General features: G+C 63.8%; 15 protein-coding genes. 8 read left to right on the top strand and 7 right to left on the bottom strand.

Annotated features, from left to right (window positions below):
- A partial coding sequence (locus tag JaAD80_RS21665; RefSeq protein WP_146012473.1) for a zinc-binding dehydrogenase occupies positions 1-597 on the top strand: 597 nt, incomplete at its 5' end.
- 109 nt (positions 598-706) lie between these two features.
- Positions 707-940: a hypothetical protein gene (locus JaAD80_RS21660; RefSeq protein ID WP_102297298.1), complete on the top strand. Its 234-nt coding sequence runs from the start codon at positions 707-709 to the stop codon at positions 938-940.
- 19 nt (positions 941-959) lie between these two features.
- Here JaAD80_RS21660 and JaAD80_RS21655 read toward each other — a convergent pair whose 3' ends face one another.
- Complete coding sequence (locus JaAD80_RS21655) at positions 960-1,952, bottom strand: GlxA family transcriptional regulator (protein ID WP_180979525.1); 993 nt, start codon at positions 1,950-1,952, stop codon at positions 960-962.
- Positions 1,953-2,079: 127 nt separating this feature from the next.
- Between JaAD80_RS21655 and JaAD80_RS21650 the strand changes: the two genes are divergently transcribed.
- From JaAD80_RS21650 to JaAD80_RS21640, 3 genes are all read left to right on the top strand, one after another.
- Positions 2,080-5,022 carry a DUF6701 domain-containing protein gene (locus tag JaAD80_RS21650; protein ID WP_146012472.1) on the top strand — a complete coding sequence of 981 codons (2,943 nt, stop codon included), beginning with the start codon at positions 2,080-2,082 and terminating at the stop codon, positions 5,020-5,022.
- Positions 5,023-5,124: 102 nt separating this feature from the next.
- Positions 5,125-5,826: a dienelactone hydrolase family protein gene (locus tag JaAD80_RS21645; protein WP_102297291.1), complete on the top strand. Its 702-nt coding sequence runs from the start codon at positions 5,125-5,127 to the stop codon at positions 5,824-5,826.
- A 152-nt stretch (positions 5,827-5,978) separates the two neighbouring features.
- Positions 5,979-6,395: an SRPBCC family protein gene (locus JaAD80_RS21640; protein WP_102297288.1), complete on the top strand. Its 417-nt coding sequence runs from the start codon at positions 5,979-5,981 to the stop codon at positions 6,393-6,395.
- A gap of 90 nt (positions 6,396-6,485) precedes the next feature.
- Here JaAD80_RS21640 and JaAD80_RS21635 read toward each other — a convergent pair whose 3' ends face one another.
- Complete coding sequence (locus JaAD80_RS21635; protein ID WP_102297286.1) at positions 6,486-8,102, bottom strand: M28 family peptidase; 1,617 nt, start codon at positions 8,100-8,102, stop codon at positions 6,486-6,488.
- Between the two features lie 136 nt (positions 8,103-8,238).
- Between JaAD80_RS21635 and JaAD80_RS21630 the strand changes: the two genes are divergently transcribed.
- From JaAD80_RS21630 to JaAD80_RS21620, 3 genes are all read left to right on the top strand, one after another.
- Positions 8,239-9,126, top strand: coding sequence for an alpha/beta fold hydrolase (locus JaAD80_RS21630; RefSeq protein WP_102297284.1), 888 nt, complete (start codon positions 8,239-8,241; stop codon positions 9,124-9,126).
- Positions 9,127-9,326: 200 nt separating this feature from the next.
- Positions 9,327-11,489, top strand: coding sequence for a DEAD/DEAH box helicase (locus tag JaAD80_RS21625; protein ID WP_102297301.1), 2,163 nt, complete (start codon positions 9,327-9,329; stop codon positions 11,487-11,489).
- Between the two features lie 570 nt (positions 11,490-12,059).
- Complete coding sequence (locus tag JaAD80_RS21620) at positions 12,060-13,715, top strand: PAS domain-containing methyl-accepting chemotaxis protein (RefSeq protein ID WP_102297282.1); 1,656 nt, start codon at positions 12,060-12,062, stop codon at positions 13,713-13,715.
- Positions 13,716-13,801: 86 nt separating this feature from the next.
- Here JaAD80_RS21620 and JaAD80_RS21615 read toward each other — a convergent pair whose 3' ends face one another.
- The 5 genes from JaAD80_RS21615 to JaAD80_RS21595 are packed head-to-tail and all read right to left on the bottom strand — an operon-like array spanning position 13,802 to position 17,258.
- Positions 13,802-14,110, bottom strand: a complete 309-nt coding sequence (locus JaAD80_RS21615; RefSeq protein WP_102297280.1) for a hypothetical protein — start codon at positions 14,108-14,110, stop codon at positions 13,802-13,804.
- Positions 14,107-14,907, bottom strand: a complete 801-nt coding sequence (locus JaAD80_RS21610) for a hypothetical protein (protein ID WP_102297277.1) — start codon at positions 14,905-14,907, stop codon at positions 14,107-14,109. Before JaAD80_RS21610 ends, JaAD80_RS21615 begins: the two co-directional genes overlap by 4 nt.
- Positions 14,908-14,955: 48 nt before the next feature.
- The gene (locus tag JaAD80_RS21605) at positions 14,956-15,315 is read right to left on the bottom strand and encodes a nucleotide pyrophosphohydrolase (protein WP_102297276.1); all 360 of its coding nucleotides are present in this window, start codon (positions 15,313-15,315) and stop codon (positions 14,956-14,958) included.
- On the bottom strand, positions 15,312-15,773 hold the full coding sequence (locus tag JaAD80_RS21600; RefSeq protein WP_102297273.1) for a GNAT family N-acetyltransferase: 462 nt from the start codon (positions 15,771-15,773) through the stop codon (positions 15,312-15,314). Before JaAD80_RS21600 ends, JaAD80_RS21605 begins: the two co-directional genes overlap by 4 nt.
- A 36-nt stretch (positions 15,774-15,809) precedes the next feature.
- The gene (locus JaAD80_RS21595; RefSeq protein ID WP_102297271.1) at positions 15,810-17,258 is read right to left on the bottom strand and encodes a cytochrome P450; all 1,449 of its coding nucleotides are present in this window, start codon (positions 17,256-17,258) and stop codon (positions 15,810-15,812) included.
- Positions 17,259-17,464: the final 206 nt, after the last annotated feature.

Here is a 17,464-nt window from a genome sequence, read left to right as displayed (position 1 = left end):
GTGACGACGGGCGTGGGCGCCGTGCTGTTCTCGGCCAAGGTCGAAGCGGGCGCCAACGTGGCCGTGTTCGGCCTGGGCGGCATCGGCCTGAACGTGATCCAGGCGGCGAAGATGGTGGGCGCCGATAAAATCATCGGCATCGACATCAACCCGGCGCGTCAGGCGATTGCCCGGAAGTTCGGCATGACGCACTTTATCAATCCGAACGAGGTGGAAAACGTCGTCGACGCCATCGTGCAGCTGACGGACGGCGGCGCCGACTACAGTTTCGAATGCGTCGGCAACACCACCCTGATGCGCCAGGCGCTCGAGTGCACGCACAAGGGCTGGGGGAAATCGTTCATCATCGGCGTGGCGGCGGCTGGCCAGGAAATTTCCACGCGTCCGTTCCAGCTGGTGACGGGGCGTGAATGGCGCGGTTCGGCCTTCGGCGGCGCGCGGGGACGCACGGATGTGCCGAAGATCGTCGACTGGTACATGGAAGGCAAGCTCAACATTGATGACCTGATCACGCACCGCTTGCCGCTGGAACGCATCAACGAAGGCTTCGACCTGATGAAGAGCGGCGAATCGATCCGTTCGGTCGTGCTGTATTAAGCACTGTTCTTATTGCGCAACACTTGACGGACGGGGCAGGGCGGCGGGCTGTACTTCGCCGCCTGCCCCTGCTAGTGTGAAGGTATCCGCCTTGCTTTGGGAGCCGTCCATGTTTGCCACTGCTTATTTGCTGACCCTGCGCCGCATGCTGCCCGTGTTTCTCGGCGCGGCCCTGTCGTCCCTGCTGGCCTTGTGGTGGAGCAATGCCACCATCCTTGCCACGCCCGCCATCTGGCTGGCGCTGCTGGCCACCTATCTGCTGTGCGCGCTGATGTTTACGCCGCTGGCCTGGCATCGCCAGCAGCTGGCCACGCGCCACGTGCGCACCAACAAGTCGCGCTGATAGCGCCGGGTGCGCCTAGCTAGCGCGCCGTGCTGGAGAAACGTTCGCGGTAGTCGCGCGGCGTGATGGCGAGTTTCTTTTGAAACAGGCGGCGCAGCCTTTCCTCGCTGTGCAAGCCTGCCTGCACGGCAACCTGTTTCAATGACGAGACCTTGTCTTCCAGCAGGCGCCGCGCCACTTCGAAGCGCGCCGTTTCGATGAATTCCGTAGGGCTGGTGCCCGTCTCGCGCTGGAACACGCGCGTAAAATTGCGTTCGCTCATGGCCAGCCTGGCGGCCAGCAGCGGCACGCCCAGCTCGTCGCCCAGGTGTTCCATGATCCAGCCCTGCAACTGGCGAATGCTCGGATGCGTCGTCATCTGGCTCGACAGGTGAACGGAAAACTGCGACTGGCCGCCGGGCCGCTTCAGATACACCACCAGGTCGCGCGCCACTTCCAGCGCGATATCGCGGCTGAAATCGTCTTCCACCAGGGCCAGCGCCAGGTCGATGCCGGCGGTGACGCCGGCCGACGTCCAGAATTTCCCCTCCCGCACGAAAATCGCATCGGCATTGACCTGTATCAATGGATAGCGCTGGCGCAGGCTGTCCACGGCACTCCAGTGCGTGGCCGCGCTCTTGCCATCAAGCACGCCCGCCTCGGCCAGGAAGAAGCAGCCCGTGCACAGGGCCGCCAGGGTATCGATGCGCGGCGCCGCTTCGGCCACCCAGGCGGCGATGGCGGGTATGTCCTGCAGCACTTGTTCGACGTGGTGGCAGCCGACGATCACGGCCAGGTCGGGCAGGCGCTGCGCATCGAGCGCCTTGCTTGCCTGCAGTGACATCAAGGTATCGGACTCGACAGGGCCGACGGCCGTCGATGCGATGCGTACGTCGTAGCCGCCGGGCAGCTTGCGCAAGCGCAAATGCGTGTTGGCGTAATCAAACACTTTCATGGCGCCGATGGCTTCGAGCGCCTTGAAGCCCGGGTAGACGATGATGTCGACCGTGCGCAAGGGAGATTCTTTGGAGATAGGCTTGATCATGCGATATGCGCGAGGGTGAAAAATACTGCCATAATGCAACAACAGCGAGGACGTAGATTAGCATGGAAAGATCCGCGCCCCGGCTGGCTCCCCACCCATCAGACTCCTGGACATCGTGCGCTTATTCCACTTTCTTGTTGCCCTGACATGCTTGCTGGGCGCATCCCTGGCCCAGGCGGCCACGCTCAACTTCAATGGCGGCAGTGTTGCCGGCTGCACCCTCAGCGGCGCGCAATACACTTGCGCCACCCTGGCGCTGGGCGATACGGACATCGTCATCATCGCCAGCGGAATCGGCGTGACGGTCAACAGTTCGCTGACGATGAAATATAACCAGGGTTTGACGATGAGCGGCAGCGCCGCGCTGACGGCCAGGCCCAATCTCGACATCAGGGATATCAACCCGCCCAATCTGAAGGTCACGGGCGGCAGCCTGACGGCCGATGGGGGCACCTTCAGCATGGGGGCGCAGGAGCAGACGATCACGGCCAATGTTGCCGCTACCACCATCAGGATGGGCTCGAACAACGTCAAGGTGACGGGCAGCATCAGCGCCAAGGGCCTGGTGGAGATTGCGTCGGGCTCCGTCATCAACGGGCCGATCAGTGGCGCCACGGTGAATATTCTGGCCGCCAGCAGCCGCATCCAGGGCGACATCACGGCTACCACCTCCCTCACCATCGGTTCGGGCAGCCAGGTGACGGGCAACCTGACGTCGCCCAACATCGACCTGAAGGCCTCGGGCCTGCTCGTCACGGGCGACGTCAAGGCCAGCAATACGCTGACGATCGCCTCGGGCAATGGCATCAAGGGCAACGTGGAAGGGGGCGACGTCACCCTCGATTCCTCGAATGCCTACATCACGGGCAACGCCGTGGTCGACCACATCACCCTGGGCTGGCAGGGGCGGGTACAGCAGACCATCACCTGCAAGGCCTACACGCCGTCGAACCCGTGCAGTTGCGTGACGAACAACAGCGGCTGGGCCTTCAATGAGCCGCAAGGGCCGAAATGCGGCCCCAGCACGCAGGCCGGCCCCGACCATTTCCAGATCACGCATCCGCCCACGGCGCTGACCTGCGCGCCAGCACCCGTCACCGTCACGGCTTGCGCCGATGCGGCCTGCAGCAGCGTCTACACGGGCGCGGCGCAAGTGACGCTGACGCCCGGTGGCGCGACGGCGCAGATCAACAGCGTCCAGCCGCCGACGGGCGTGGCGACGTCCAGCGTGGCGCAGACGACGGCGGCCGGCAGTGTGCTGCTGGGCCTGACCAGCACGCCGGCCACCACGGGCGCGCTGGTGTGCCGCAGCAGCGTCGACAACAGCCTGACGAATTGCCGCATGGCTTTTGTCAGCAGCGCGTTGCAAGTGAGCGGCATCCCCCGCTATGCCGAAGACGCGGAGCGCATCGCCATCAGCGCCCTGCAGGCGTCGGCGTCGAACCCGCGCGCCTGCGTGCCCCTGTTTGCCAACCAGAACAAGACCTTGCAGCTGCGCTGCACCTACGCCAATCCCGACTCGGGCACCTTGCCGGCGCGCATACAGAACAAGGATGGCACGTATATTCCCCTGGCCGCGAATACGGGCAGCGCCTGCAGCGCCACCGGTGCCGCCGTGCAGCTGGCTTTCGATGCCAACGGCCTGGCCACGCCGAACATGCTGTACGCCGATGCGGGCGCGCTGGGCCTGACGGCCACCTATGCCTCGACCAGCGGCAGCGACAGCGGCTTGACCATGACGGGCAGCGGCAACGTCATCGTCGGTCCCAAGACTTTCCTGTTCAGCCCCATCGTCACGCCGCAACGCGCCGGCCTGGCCGTGCTGCCGGTGGCACCCGCGCTCGGCATCAGCGTCTCGGCCCTGAATGCGGCAGGCGCCGTGACGCGCAATTTCGGCCGCGAGGCGACGGCGCAAACGGTGTTGCTGGGACGCAGCATCAGCGCTCCCGTGTTCACCGGTTACAGCGATCCCGCCGTGGCGGGCAGCCTGACATTCGGCAATAACAATGGCGTGGGCACGGCTGGGAACCTCAGCTGGCCGGAAGTGGGTACCCTGAAGTTTACCGCCAGCATCACGACCTACCTGGGCGCCGCGCAGCCGGCGCTGCCGGCCACCGGCAGCAGCAACGATGTGCAGTACATTCCCCACCACTTCAAGACGGACATCATTGTTGCCGGCGATACGGACTTGCCGGCCTCGGCGACCCTGGCCGCGCCGTGCCTGAGCGCCATGAAATGCGTCGTCGGCGTGCCGCCGGCGGGCGTGTACAGCTATTCGGGGCAGGCTTTCGGCTTGCGCGTGACTGCGCAGAACCTGGCCAACGTGACGACGCGCAATTTTGACGGCCGCGATACGACGTACATGGCGCCGGTGCAGGTGCAGGGCTGGGACGCTGCCAAGGGCGAACAGCTGTTTCCACCGGCCAGCCCGTCCGGCAGCCGGCTCACCGATGGCAGCAGCGCGCAAACCACCGTCACCGCCATCGCGCCCGAGAAATTTACCCTGGGCGTGGCGCGTGCCCCGCTCGCTTACCGTTTTCCTGGCAACAGCGGCGTGGCCGTCAAGGTGGCGCCCACTCACGTGCTGCTGCGCGCCAGCGGCACCTTTGCGGGCGCCAGCGCCAGTTCGGCGCCGGCCGCGTCCGGCACGGAAGGCGCGCTGACGATATTGTCCGGGCGCCTAATGGTGCCGCATGGCTATGGCTCCGAGCTGTATCCGCTGCGCCTGGCCGTGCAAGCCCAGTACTGGGATGGCGCGGGCTGGGTTGCCAACCTGGCCGACAGCATCAGCAGTTTCAGCAAGGCGCAAGTGCTGCTGAACAATTGCAAGAAGGCGCTCGTCTGCGGCGACCTGCAAGTGGCGGACGGCCCCTACACCGTCAACAAGGGCGAGCTGCCGAAAAACAAGCAGCTGACCTTGCTGGCGCCGGGCGCCGGCAGGACGGGCAGCGTCGATGTGTCCGTGCCTGGCCTGATTTATCTGCCCAGCACGGTAGGCACGGTCGTCTTTGGCGTCTTCAAATCCGGTCCCGTGATCTACATACGCGAGATGTATTGAGGCAGGTCTCCGGCAGGAGGCAGCGCGGCGCAGACGGCGCGAAAAACCAGTAACATGCCTGGCTGTGGCATTTCCCATCCTTTAAAGCAGACTGGAGTCTTTATGAGCACAACTTCGCAGTGGATCGATATCGCCGGCCCGGACGGCAGCTTCCAGGCTTACCTGGCCGTGCCGCACGTGGGCAAGGGCCCGGCCATCGTCCTGTTGCAGGAAATTTTTGGCGTCAACGAGCACATCCGCGCCGTGGCGGACCAGTACGCGGCCGATGGCTATGTGGTGCTGGTGCCCGACCTGTTCTGGCGCGCCGGCGCGCACATCGAACTGGGCTATGACGAGGCGGGCTGGAAGCGCGCCGTCGAACTGATGCAGGCGACCGACAATCCGCAGGCCGATGCCGATATCGCCGCCACAGTCGCCGTGCTGCGCGCGCGTCCGGAAGTGACGACGGGCAAGCTGGCCTCGATCGGCTACTGCTTCGGCGGCCGTTTGTCGTACCAGGCGGCCGCGGCCGGCGTGGTCGACGTGGCCATCGCCTATTACGGCGGCGGCATCCAGAACAAACTGGACCTGGCCGAGCAGATCAAGGTGCCGCTGCTGATGCATTTCGGCGGCCAGGACAGCCATATCCCGCCGGAAGCCGTGCAACAGATCGCCGTGCGCTTCGAGGACCGCCAGGAGGTGGAAATCCATGTGTATCCCGGGGCCGAGCACGGTTTCAACTGCACCCACCGCGACAGCTACCAGCAGCGCGCCGCCGCCCAGGCGCATGGCAATTCCCTGATTTTCCTCGCGGAAAATATGTAACTTCCTTCCTCCAGTCCGGCCAGCCGCCCGTGTGCATGCCGCTACCTGCCCAGCAGCAAAGCCGCATGGGCGCTAAAATAGCGGCTGTGCCGGGCAACTCCGGCCGGCCGGGCATAGCGCCCGGCAAACCTGGATGAGGAACCGAATTAAAGATGGCCCAAGTAATTGTTTCTGTAACATTGGCGGCAAGCGCCGAACGAGTGTGGGATTTTATCGGCGGCTTCCAGTCGCTGGCTGAATGGTCGAGCTCGATCAAGACCAGCCTGTCCGAACATGGCGGCCGCGTGCGCCGCCTGAAGACCACGGACGGCGCCGTCATCGCCGAACGCCTGCAAAGCTACAGCGAAGCGGACAAAAGCTACAGCTACACCATCGTCTCGGGTCCGATCCCCGTCAAGAACTACCGTTCCACCCTGCGCGTCACGGGCGAGCCCGGCGCGAACGAGTGCGTGGCCGAATGGTCGAGCCAATTCGACGCGGCCGAAGGCGTGGAAGAGGTCATGGTGGGCGCGTTCCAGCATTTGTATGAAACGGCGTTTGTCGACCTCAAACGCATCATGGCCATTTGATTGATTGAACCCTGCGGCAAATACCGGGGTCGGACCCTGAGGGTCCGACCCCAGCCTTTCTGCTTTGCGGGTTAATACATTGTTACCCTCTTAGCGTTTGACTTTCCCAAACGCCTCGCCCTTGTTCCACGTTGGCAAATTCTTGTCATTCGCCACTTCATAGCCCAGGTTCAGGGTGAACTGCGCCTGCTGCACCATGCCCGACAGGTCCCATGACGGGTGGTACTCGTCGGTGACCTGGTGGTAATCTTTTTTAAACGCGACCAGGCGTTCGCTTGATGCTTTCGGCTCCTTGACGAAGTCGAAGGAACCGTCGCCGGAAAACACGGCCGAGCCCACGTTGAAGGCGGGCACGCCGGCCTTGGCGAAGGCGAAATGGTCGGCGCGGTAAAAGGCGCCGGACAGGTCGGGGATGGCCGGTGCCAGGCGCAGGCCCATGCGCTTGGCCACCTTGGCGGCGCTCGCGTACAGGCTGCTGCGCTCGGCGCCAGCCACGCCGATGTCGTGTGTCTTGCCGACGAAGTTCATGCTGTCCAGGTTCAGGTCGGCGGCCGTCTTGGCCAACGGCCATAATGGCGTGCGCGTGTAGGCGGTGCTGCCCAGCATGCCCGTTTCCTCGCCGGCCGGCCACAGGAAGATCTGCGTGCGCCGCGCCGGCTGTTTCACGGCCACCTGCGCCATGGCCAGCAGGGCCGCCGCGCCCGAGGCGTTGTCGATGGCGCCATTGTAGATGTGGTCGCTTTGTCCGGTGCGCTGGTTGCCCTCGTCATCCTTGCCCAGGTGGTCCCAGTGGGCCGAATAAATCACGGCTTCGTCCTTCAGCTTCGGGTCCGTGCCGGGCACGATGCCGGCCACGTTGAATTGCTCGATGCTGCGGATCTGGCTATCGAGCTGGACCTTGACCGTGGCGTTCAGGGCGACAGGACGGAACGCGCGCGTTTCCGCCTGGGCGCGCAAGGCGTCCAGGTCTTGCCCGCCCGCCTGGAACAGGGCGCGCGCCATATCTTCCTGCAGCCAGCCTTCCATCGCATTGCCCGCGCCAGCCAGGCTGAAGCGTTCATGGCCGAAGCCGTTGGCCGGCACCGACCAGGGATACGAGGCCGACGCGGTCGTGTGGATCAGCAGCACGCCGGCCGCGCCCTGGCGCAGCGCTTCCTCGTACTTGTAGACCCAGCGGCCATACCAGGTGAGCGACTTGCCGGCAAAGCGGTTCGGCTCGCTTGCGGTCGGCTGCGGGTCGTTGACCATCATGATCACCAGCTTGCCTTTCAGGTCGATGCCCTTGAAGTCGTCCCAGTTTTCATCGGGGGCGGCGATGCCGTAGCCGGCAAACACGACGGGCGCGTCGAACGCCACTTTTTCCTTGCCATTGGAGGCGCCAAAGACGATGTCCTTGCCGAAGGCGGGCGCGAGCGTCTTGCCGCCCGCGCTGAAGGTCACCGTGCTCGATGGCAAGGCCTTGCTGCCGACGATGGTCAGCGCCTGGCGGTACGTGCCATCCTTCAATGGCTGCAGGCCGGCCACGGCCGCCTGCGTTTCCAGGTAGCGCACGGCCAGGTCGCCGCCGCGCTGGCCCGTGCCGCGCCCTTCGAGCAAGTCATCGGCCAGGAAGGACAGATGGGCGCGCAGCGGCGCTTCGGCGACGATGGGCTGGGCGAGGGCAGCCGTGCTGAGCACGCTGGCGGCGAGGACGAGGGGGAAACGCATGACAACTCCAAAAGTGAATACAGGAAAGCAAAGCAGGGGCAATCTTACTCTACCGCAAAGGCTTGGGCCTAGCGCGCGGCACGCCAGCGGCGATTGCGGCCACAATGGCCGCTGGCCCACCGACAAGGAGCGTTCCATGACTGCCACCGATAACACCGTGCAAGCGAGCAATACCCTGCGTACCGCCGACGGTACCCTGATCTACTACAAGGACTGGGGCAGCGGCCCGCCCGTCGTCTTCAGCCATGGCTGGCCGCTGTCGTCCGACGCCTGGGAAGACCAGATGTTTTACCTGGCATCGCGGGGCTTTCGCGTCATCGCGCATGACCGGCGCGGCCATGGCCGCTCCAGCCAGCCGTTCGACGGCAACGACATGGATACCTACGCGGACGACCTGGCCGCCCTGATCACGGCGCTGGACTTGGCGGGCGCCACTCTGGTGGGGCATTCGACGGGTGGCGGCGAAGTGGCGCGCTACATCGGCCGCCATGGCACGGACCGCCTGTCCGGCGCCGTGCTGGTGGGCGCCGTGCCGCCGCTGATGCTGCAGACCACGGACAATCCGCTGGGCTTGCCGCTATCCGTTTTTGACGGCATCCGTGCCGGCGTGCAGGCGGACCGCAGCCAGTTCTTCCGCGACTTGAGCGAGGCCTTCTATGGCTACAACCGGCCCGAGGCGCAAGCGTCGCAGGGCGTGCGCGACAGTTTCTGGCGCCAGGGCATGCAGGCGGGCATGCCGGCCGCCTATCTGTGCATCAAACAATTTTCGGAAACGGATTTTACGGCTGACCTGGCCAAGTTCGACGTGCCGACCCTGGTGATCCACGGCGACGATGACCAGATCGTGCCCATCGCGGCCTCGGCGCGGCGCACTGCCGAGCTCATCATCGGCAGCAAGCTGCTCGTGTATGCGGGCGCGCCGCACGGTCTGGCGACGACGCACAAGGAGCGCCTGAACGAGGACTTGCTGGAATTCCTGCGGCACTCGGTCGACGCGGCAAGCAATCTTGAAGAACATCTGTAAAACCGGCATATCTATTGCAAAACACATAATATTTCTTGTTTTTTGCACCAATTGCGTGCGGATCGCCGATTTTTCTGCGTTTTAGAATGCAAAAAACGGCGTTCTGCCGCCCCGTTCCACCCGGTAAGGTCCAGTAAAGAGTAAACTAGCGGCTACACTCTTTCGCATTGGGCGATTCGAGCGAACTTGTGAGTGATTTCATGTCTGATACACCAATTTCCTTATTTTCCGACCTTAACCTGAGCGAGCCGCTGATTCGCGCGCTCAAGGATGTCGGTTACGAAACACCGTCGCCTATCCAGGCGGCCACGATTCCATTATTGCTCGCCAACCGCGACGTACTGGGCCAGGCGCAAACGGGCACGGGCAAGACCGCCGCCTTCGCCCTGCCTATCTTGTCGCGCATCGATCTGAAACAAAGCTCACCCCAAGCCCTGGTCCTGGCACCGACGCGCGAACTGGCCATCCAGGTCGCCGAAGCATTCCAGGTATATGCCGCCCACATTCCCGGCTTCCACGTGCTGCCGATCTACGGCGGCCAAAGCTACGGCCCGCAGCTGTCGGCCCTGCGCCGTGGCGTGCACGTCGTCGTCGGCACGCCAGGCCGCGTCATCGATCACCTGGACAAGGGTTCGCTCGACCTGTCCAAGCTCAAAACGCTGGTACTCGACGAAGCCGATGAAATGCTGCGCATGGGCTTTATCGACGATGTCGAACGCATCCTGCAAGAAACGCCGGAAGGCCATCAAACGGCCCTGTTCTCGGCCACCATGCCTTCCGTCATCAAGCGCATCGCCACCACCTACCTGGTGAACCCGGCCGAAGTGACGGTGGCCGCCAAGACGGGCACGGCCGACAATATCCGCCAGCGCTACTGGCTGGTGTCGGGCATGCACAAGCTCGACGCGCTGACGCGCATCCTGGAAGCGGAAGCGTTTGACGGCATGATCATCTTCGCCCGCACCAAGCTGGGCACGGAAGAGCTGGCCGGCAAGCTGCAGGCACGCGGCTTCTCGGCTGCCGCCATCAATGGCGACATCCAGCAAGCCCAGCGCGAGCGCACGATCCAGCAGTTGAAAGACGGCAAGATCGACATCCTCGTGGCCACCGACGTGGCTGCACGTGGCCTGGACGTCGAGCGCATCAGCCACGTCGTCAACTATGACGTGCCGCACGATCCGGAAAGCTACACCCACCGCATCGGCCGCACGGGCCGCGCCGGCCGCAGCGGCGAAGCGATTTTGTTCATCACCCCGCGTGAAAAGAACTTGTTGAAAGCCATCGAGCGCTCGACCCGCCAGCCGATCGGCATGCTGGAACTGCCCACCATCCAGGCCGTCAACGACGTGCGTATCGCCAAGTTCAAGGAACAGATCAGCGAAACCCTGGCCCTGGGCGAACTGGAACAGTTCCAGTCGCTGATCGAAGATTTCGAACGCGAGAAAAACATTCCCGCCATCGAAATCGCGGCCGCCCTGGCGAAAATGGCGCGTGGCAATGTGCCGCTGCTGCTGGACAAGAACAAGGCGCGCGAGCAAGCCACCTGGCAAGACGACCGTCCTGTCCGCCAGGATCGTTTTGACCGCCCTGAGCGCAATGACCGTCCGGAACGCGGCGACCGCTTCGACCGCAACGAGCGCAGCGAACGCCCGGCCTTCCCGAAAAAGGAGCGCGTCCAGCGCCCGGCCGATGCCGGCATGCAGACGTTCCGCATTGAAGTGGGCCACCAGCATGGCGTCAAGCCAGGCAATATCGTCGGCGCCATCGCCAATGAAGCGGGCATCGATTCGAAAAACATCGGCCGCATCGAAATCTATGACGACTACAGCGTCCTGGACTTGCCGGACAGCATGCCGAAAGAATTGCTGGACCAGCTGAAAACCGTGTGGGTAGCGGGCCAGCAACTGCGCATCAGCCGTGATGGCGACGCGCCGGATCTGGCGCCGCCAGCCGCGCCGCGCAAGCCGTTCGCCGCCAAGTCCGCGCCAGCGTTCAAGGATGCGCCAGCGGACGCGGGCGATGCAGCACCCGCACCGCGCGCGCCGAAGAAGGAACGTCCACGCCCGGGCGTGACGGCTTACCGTATCGAAGTGGGCCGTGAGCACGCCGTGACGCCAAGCAACATTGTCGGCGCCATCGCCAACGAAGCGAACCTGGAAGCCAAGCATATCGGCCGTATCGATATCTTTGACAACTACAGCGTGCTGGACTTGCCGGAAGGCATGCCGCCGGAAATCCTCGATCACCTGAAATCGGTCGTGGTATCGGGCCAGAAACTGCGCATCAGCCTGGATGACGGCACGACGGAGCGTAAACCTGCGCCACCGCGTCCGAAATCCCCGCCGCGCAAAACCTACAAGTAACACCTGACCAAACCTACTGCGCGTCGCGCTTTGCGGCCGGCGATGCTCACCGTACTAGAGTACGGTTGCGCTTCTCGGCCACAAATCACTGCCGCTCGCTACGGTTTTGTCAGGCGTCGTTACTGACAAGTATCCATCGCCTCACAGGCGCTCCGGCGCCTGTGTCGCGGATTGGAGACATATTCCCCACTGGCGCGTTCGCGCCAGTTTTTATTTTCCCTGAAGAAACGATCCTTATCGCTCCGTTACTAACCGGGATGGCAGCGCCATGGATTTTTCCTATTGAACTGACGTTGCCATCTTTTAATCGGCGGATGCGGCTTGTTTTTCGCGCCAAATCACAATAAATAATATTTAAATAATTATTTATGCCGCACTTTATTAAGCTTTTGAATTTCAATAAAACCAATCAAGTTGGGTCAAAGTAAATTCTAAAACATAAATGAATTGGTTTTTATTAAATTTTTTGACTGGCATCACTGTCGCCGAGGCGATATATCATGGGTGCTTGATGTGGTATATTGTTTTTATGTTTTTGTTATGCTAGTTGAAAAAAATAGAGGAGCGACGATGCGGGTCAACACGCCTATCACGCAAAATGAATACGTATTAAATGAAGGCATGACGATTGTTTCCACCACGGATTTACAGGGAAACATCAATTACGCCAATCCGTACTTTATTGAAGTCAGCGGCTTTTCAGAAATGGAACTGCTGGGTGCACCACAGAATATCCTGCGTCATCCCGACATGCCGGCCGAAGCGTTTGCCGACCTGTGGGACACCATCAAGACGGGCATGCCATGGACCGGCATGGTCAAGAACCGCTGCAAGAATGGCGATTACTACTGGGTCTTCGCGAATATCACGCCCGTCATCGAAAACGGCCGCCCGATCGGCTACATGTCCGTGCGCACCAAGCCCACGCGCGAGCAGATCAACGAAGCGGCCGCCCTGTATAAAAGTTTTAAAGATGGCAATGCATCCAGGCTTGCCATCCGCAATGGCCGCGTCGTGCGCCAGGGCTGGGCCGCCAAGCTGGCCGAGTGGCGCAAGCTGAGCCTGTCGCAGGACCTGGCCTTCCATTGCATCGTCTTTGGCGTGGTGCTGGCCATTCTTGGCTGCGCCGTATGGAATATCGATGGCGACACCAGCACGGCCACGCGCAGCTGGCTCAGCGGCGCTGCCGCCGCCGCCGTCGCGCTGATGCTGTATTTCTGGGCGCACCTGCACAATGCCATCGTCGTGCCCCTGGGCGACGCCGTTACCGTGGCGCGCAAGATGGCTGGCGGCGACTTGACGGGCGTCATCGACAAGGTGCGCGACGACGACATGGGCCAGTTGATGGCCGCCCTGCGCCAGACGAATATCAACCTGCACAGCATCATCGGCGACGTGCGCGCCAATTTCGAGGATATCCGCATCACCACGGCGGAGATCGCCACTGGCAATATGGACTTGTCCAGCCGCACGGAATCGCAGGCGTCCAGCCTGGAACAGACGGCCGCCAGCATGGAAGAGCTGACGTCCACCGTGCAAAACAGTGCCGACCACGTGGACACGGCCAACAAGCTGGCGGCGCAGGCGTCCACCGTTGCCGCCAAGGGCGGCACCATCGTCAGCGAAGTGGTGACCACGATGGACGAGATCAGCACCTCGTCGCGCAAGATTCTCGACATCATCGGCCTGATCGATGGCATCGCGTTCCAGACGAATATCCTCGCCTTGAACGCGGCCGTGGAAGCGGCACGCGCGGGCGAGCACGGCCGTGGCTTCGCCGTCGTGGCCGGCGAAGTGCGCAGCCTGGCGCAGCGCTCGGCTACCGCCGCCAAAGAGGTCAAGAATCTGATCGACCATTCGATCGCCACCGTGAACGCGGGCAGCGTGCTGACCAGCAATGCGGGTGCCACCATGACGGAAGTGATCGCCTCGGTGGCCCGGGTGACGGAAGTAATGGACGAGATTTCCTCCACCACGCGCGAGCAGAACCAGGGCATCGGCCAGGTCAACCAGGCCGTCATTCACATGGATGGCATCACGCAGCAGAATGCGGCGCTGGTGGAGCAGGCGGCCGCGGCCGCCAGCAGTCTGGCGCAGCGCACCGACAGCGTGGCCCAGTCGATCGGCATCTTCAAACTGAAGGCCTCGCCCAAGCGCAAGGCGGCCGGCGTGGGGCGCGGCGTGGGTGCGGGCGTGACGGCAAGGGCGCTGTTAAAGGCTCGCTGATAAACCCAGTAAGTGCCGGGGGCCGTCACTGCGTGACCGGAATGCTTCCCATCGGGAGCATTCCCCCCAGACTTTGTGGGGTACTCTTACTGCTTCACCCGATACACTTCCCCGCTGCGCACCTTCTTCACCACCCCATCCGCGCCAAACAAAATCACATATTCGCCCTGCGCGCCCGAGGCGGCCGGGTAGGTGTACATCCACACTTCATTGCCGCTGTCGAAACGGATGGACGTGCTCTCGCCCGGCGCCGCGCGTACTTGCTCGCGCGTGCTGCTGCCAGCTTGCACCGTTTGCTCCAGGGTGGCGTAGGGCACATTCTTGCTCGCTTGCAAGGCGCGCGTGCCGGAGCATGCTGCCAGGCAGAGCAGCGGCAAAAGAGTCAGCCACTTCATGGCGCCACCTCGTCCATATAAGTAAATTCCAGCAGGGTATCGTCGGGCCAGCTGGCATCCCACAGGGGCGCGTAATACGTACGGTCCAGCAAGACCTGGCAATCGCAGTAGGGCAGCGAAGCGGGCGTCTGTTCGCCGCCCGCGTACAGCATGCTGAACGGCAGCGCCAGACGGCGTTCGCCATGCACGAGGGTCACGCCGAACAGGGGACGCTCCGCGAAGAACAGGTAGTTGCCGTCCGGCTGAGAGCACACCTTGTCTGTGCTGTAGAGCATGCTGGAGAGCCAGGAAATGATTTCCGGGTCGTTCGAGATCAGGCCGGAATCCATGCCGGCGCGGCATTCCAGGCGCAAGTCGCCCAGGCGCCGCGTGCCGGGCGGCAAGCCTGGGGTGATGACCTGCGCGCGCCAGCTCATGGTGGTGGCCTTGCGGTTGGCGATCAGCACGGCATCCTCGCGCGCCGCCTGGGCATTGTGCACGGGGGCAAAGCTGTTGTCCTCGGCCAGGGGCAAGGGGATGCTGACTGTGTCGCCGGCGATGCGCAGCCGCACGCCCGTCATGTCCACGCCGGGCTGGCGCGGCAGCAATCGAAAGCGCAGCACGGCTTGCGGCGCCAGCGCATGGTCGCGCTCGAAACGCTGCACGCCCTGCAGCATCTTGCGGTAGGATTTATCGACGGGATCGCGCGTGGCGTCCACTTTGACCTGCGGCACAGGTGCGGTTTGCGCCAGGGCAACAGTGCCATGGAGTGGACCAGCGAGCAGGCAGGCAAGCAGCAGGGAAAGATGGATACGCATGGCCCGATGCTACGCTCATTTGCGCAGCCGCCACGCACGGATGGGGAATCAGTACTCGCTATATTTGCGCGCGTCGCCGCGCACCTGCTGCGCCGGGTATTTCTGCGCATTGAGTGCCATCTTTTCCAGCACGGCCGCGTGCAGGTCGACGCCGCTCTTGTCGGCCAGGCGCACCAAATACATCAGCACGTCGGCCAGTTCATGGCGGATGCCCGTGCGTTTGGCGTCATCGAGTTCGGCATCGGCACCCGTGGGCAGCCACTGGTAGTGCTCGACCAGTTCCGCCACTTCCACGGACAGGGCCATGGCCAGGTTCTTCGGCGTGTGGAACTGGTCCCAGTCGCGCTCTTGCGCAAACGCGCGCAGGCGTGCGCGGATATCAATCAGGCTGTCGGCAGGCGCGCTCATGCTGCCACCTGCAGTGATTTTTCCATGAAGACACTGAACGGGTCATCCGGATAGTCGCCGTAAGGCCCCCGCCGCTGATAGCCGTGGCGCGCGTACAGGGCGATGGCTTCGGGCTGGTGGATGCCTGTCTCCAGGGTCAGCAAGCGGCAGCCGCGCGCCAGCGCCTGCGCTTCCAGCAGGGCCAGCAGGCGCTTGGCCAGGCCCAGCCCACGGCTGTCCGGGTGCACATACATGCGCTTGACTTCGCCAAAATCGGGCGTGACGACGATGGCGCCGCAGGCGCGCGCGCGGCCATCGGCATCGCGGGCGACGGCGAACAGCAGGGTTTCCGGCGGCAACGACGCCAGGTCCAGCGAGTACACGCACTCGGCCGGGTACAGCGTTTGTTGATAGGCATCGAGCGCGGCGATCAGGGTCTGCACGTCGGCTTGCTGCGGCGATTCCAGGCGGATGGTCATGGGGAAAGATCGAGTGAACGGAATGTCTCCATGGTATCACTGCGGCCGCGCCAGGCGCATGCTCAGGCCGATGGGCGACATCACAAAGCCCATCAGTTCCTGCGCCTCGCCGCCATCGGGCGTATCGACGCCGGCGATGTCGAAGCTGCTCAGCAGCATGGCCATGGCGATCTTGATTTCCAACAAGGCCAGGTAGCGGCCAGGGCAGGTACGCAGGCCGCCGCCGAACGGCATGGCGGCGCGCTTGTTGTTCGCCTCGCCGCTGTCCGCCAGCCAGCGCTCGGGCTGGAACGCTTGCGCGTCGGGAAAGTGCGCATCGGACACGCTGTCGTGGCGCATCACGCACCACAGCATGCTGCCGGCGGGCACGGCCACATCGCCCACCACCGTGTCGCGCAGCGCTTCGAGCGGAATGTAGGGCGCCACCGGTTTCAAGCGCATGGCCTCGCTGGCGCAGGCGCCCAGGTAGTCGAGGCTATCCATTTGCGCCACGCTGAACTGTGCCACGTCGGGCGCCAGGCGCCGCACTTCCTCGCGCGCCTTGGCCAGGCTGTGCGGATGGCGCTGCAGCAGGTAGATGATCCAGGAAATCGTGTTGGCCGTCGTGTCTTCGCCGGCCAGCAGCATGGTCAGCACATTGCCGGCCACGGCGCGGTCGTTCACGCCGCTGCCGGGTTCGTCGGCGGCGGCGATCATGGCTTCGAGCAGGTTGGGCGGGCGCACGCGCCGCGCGGGGTCTTGCTCCATGCGTTCGCGTGCCTGCCGCACCAGTTGCGCCACGGCTACGTCCAGCGCCGCCACGTCGCGGTCCAGGCGCCGGTCGACGGGCAGCTTGACGTAGCGCCAGTACGGCAGCATCGACAGGCTGCGCCGTGCCACGGCTGGCAGGATGGCGTCCAGGTGGCGCTGGATCACGTCCTCGCCCGATTCCAGCGTGTTGACTTCGCTGCCGAAGGCCAGCCCGGCGATGATGTCGACCGTGTAGCGCTTCAGGTCACCGTCGAGGGCGATGGCCTGGCCTTGCATGGCGGCATCCTGCCAGCGCCGCTGCAGGCGCTGCGCCACCGTCACCAGCGCGGGGAAATATGCCTTGATGGCGCCCGGCGCCATGCCGGCCATCACCATGCGGCGCTGGTTGCGCCACTCGCTGCCTTCGGCCAGGAAAACGCCGGGATTGCCACCCATTTCCTCCGAGACGATATAGCTGCTCAGAGGGCGGCGGAAACCGTCCGGACGGTCGCGCAGCACGGCGGCCACTGCCTCGCTGTCGGCCACCACCAGCACCAGGGTGCGGCCGAACCAGGCGCGCATGAAAGGTCCGTAGCGGCGTACCCAGCCTTCCACGTCGCGGTGGATGCGCGGCAGCCGCACTTGCATGGCGTTGCCGATGATGGGCAAGGCGAATGGCCCCGGCAACTGGCGGATCTGGCGCAGGGCTGGGGTGGTGGCGGGTGCGGGTGCTGCGGCGTGGTCGAGTGGCGGCATGGCAAGCTCCTGTTGTCGTGGAACGATGGGATGACTGTAGCGCGCTTGCGCGCACGCGTCTTGAACGAATACGACATCGCGCGCAGCTTCAAACATTGCCGGTACAATCGTCGCCATGCCTGCCGCCCCCACGCCCCTGACCCGCCTGATCGCACCGCGCACCGCGCTCGCTTCCTGCGTGCGCGCCTTCCTCGTGCGCGACACCA

The organism is Janthinobacterium sp. AD80, assembly GCF_002878455.1.
Lineage (GTDB): Bacteria > Pseudomonadota > Gammaproteobacteria > Burkholderiales > Burkholderiaceae_D > Janthinobacterium.
Note: the sequence above shows the minus strand (reverse complement) of the source record. Positions and strands in the feature narration are given on the sequence as shown.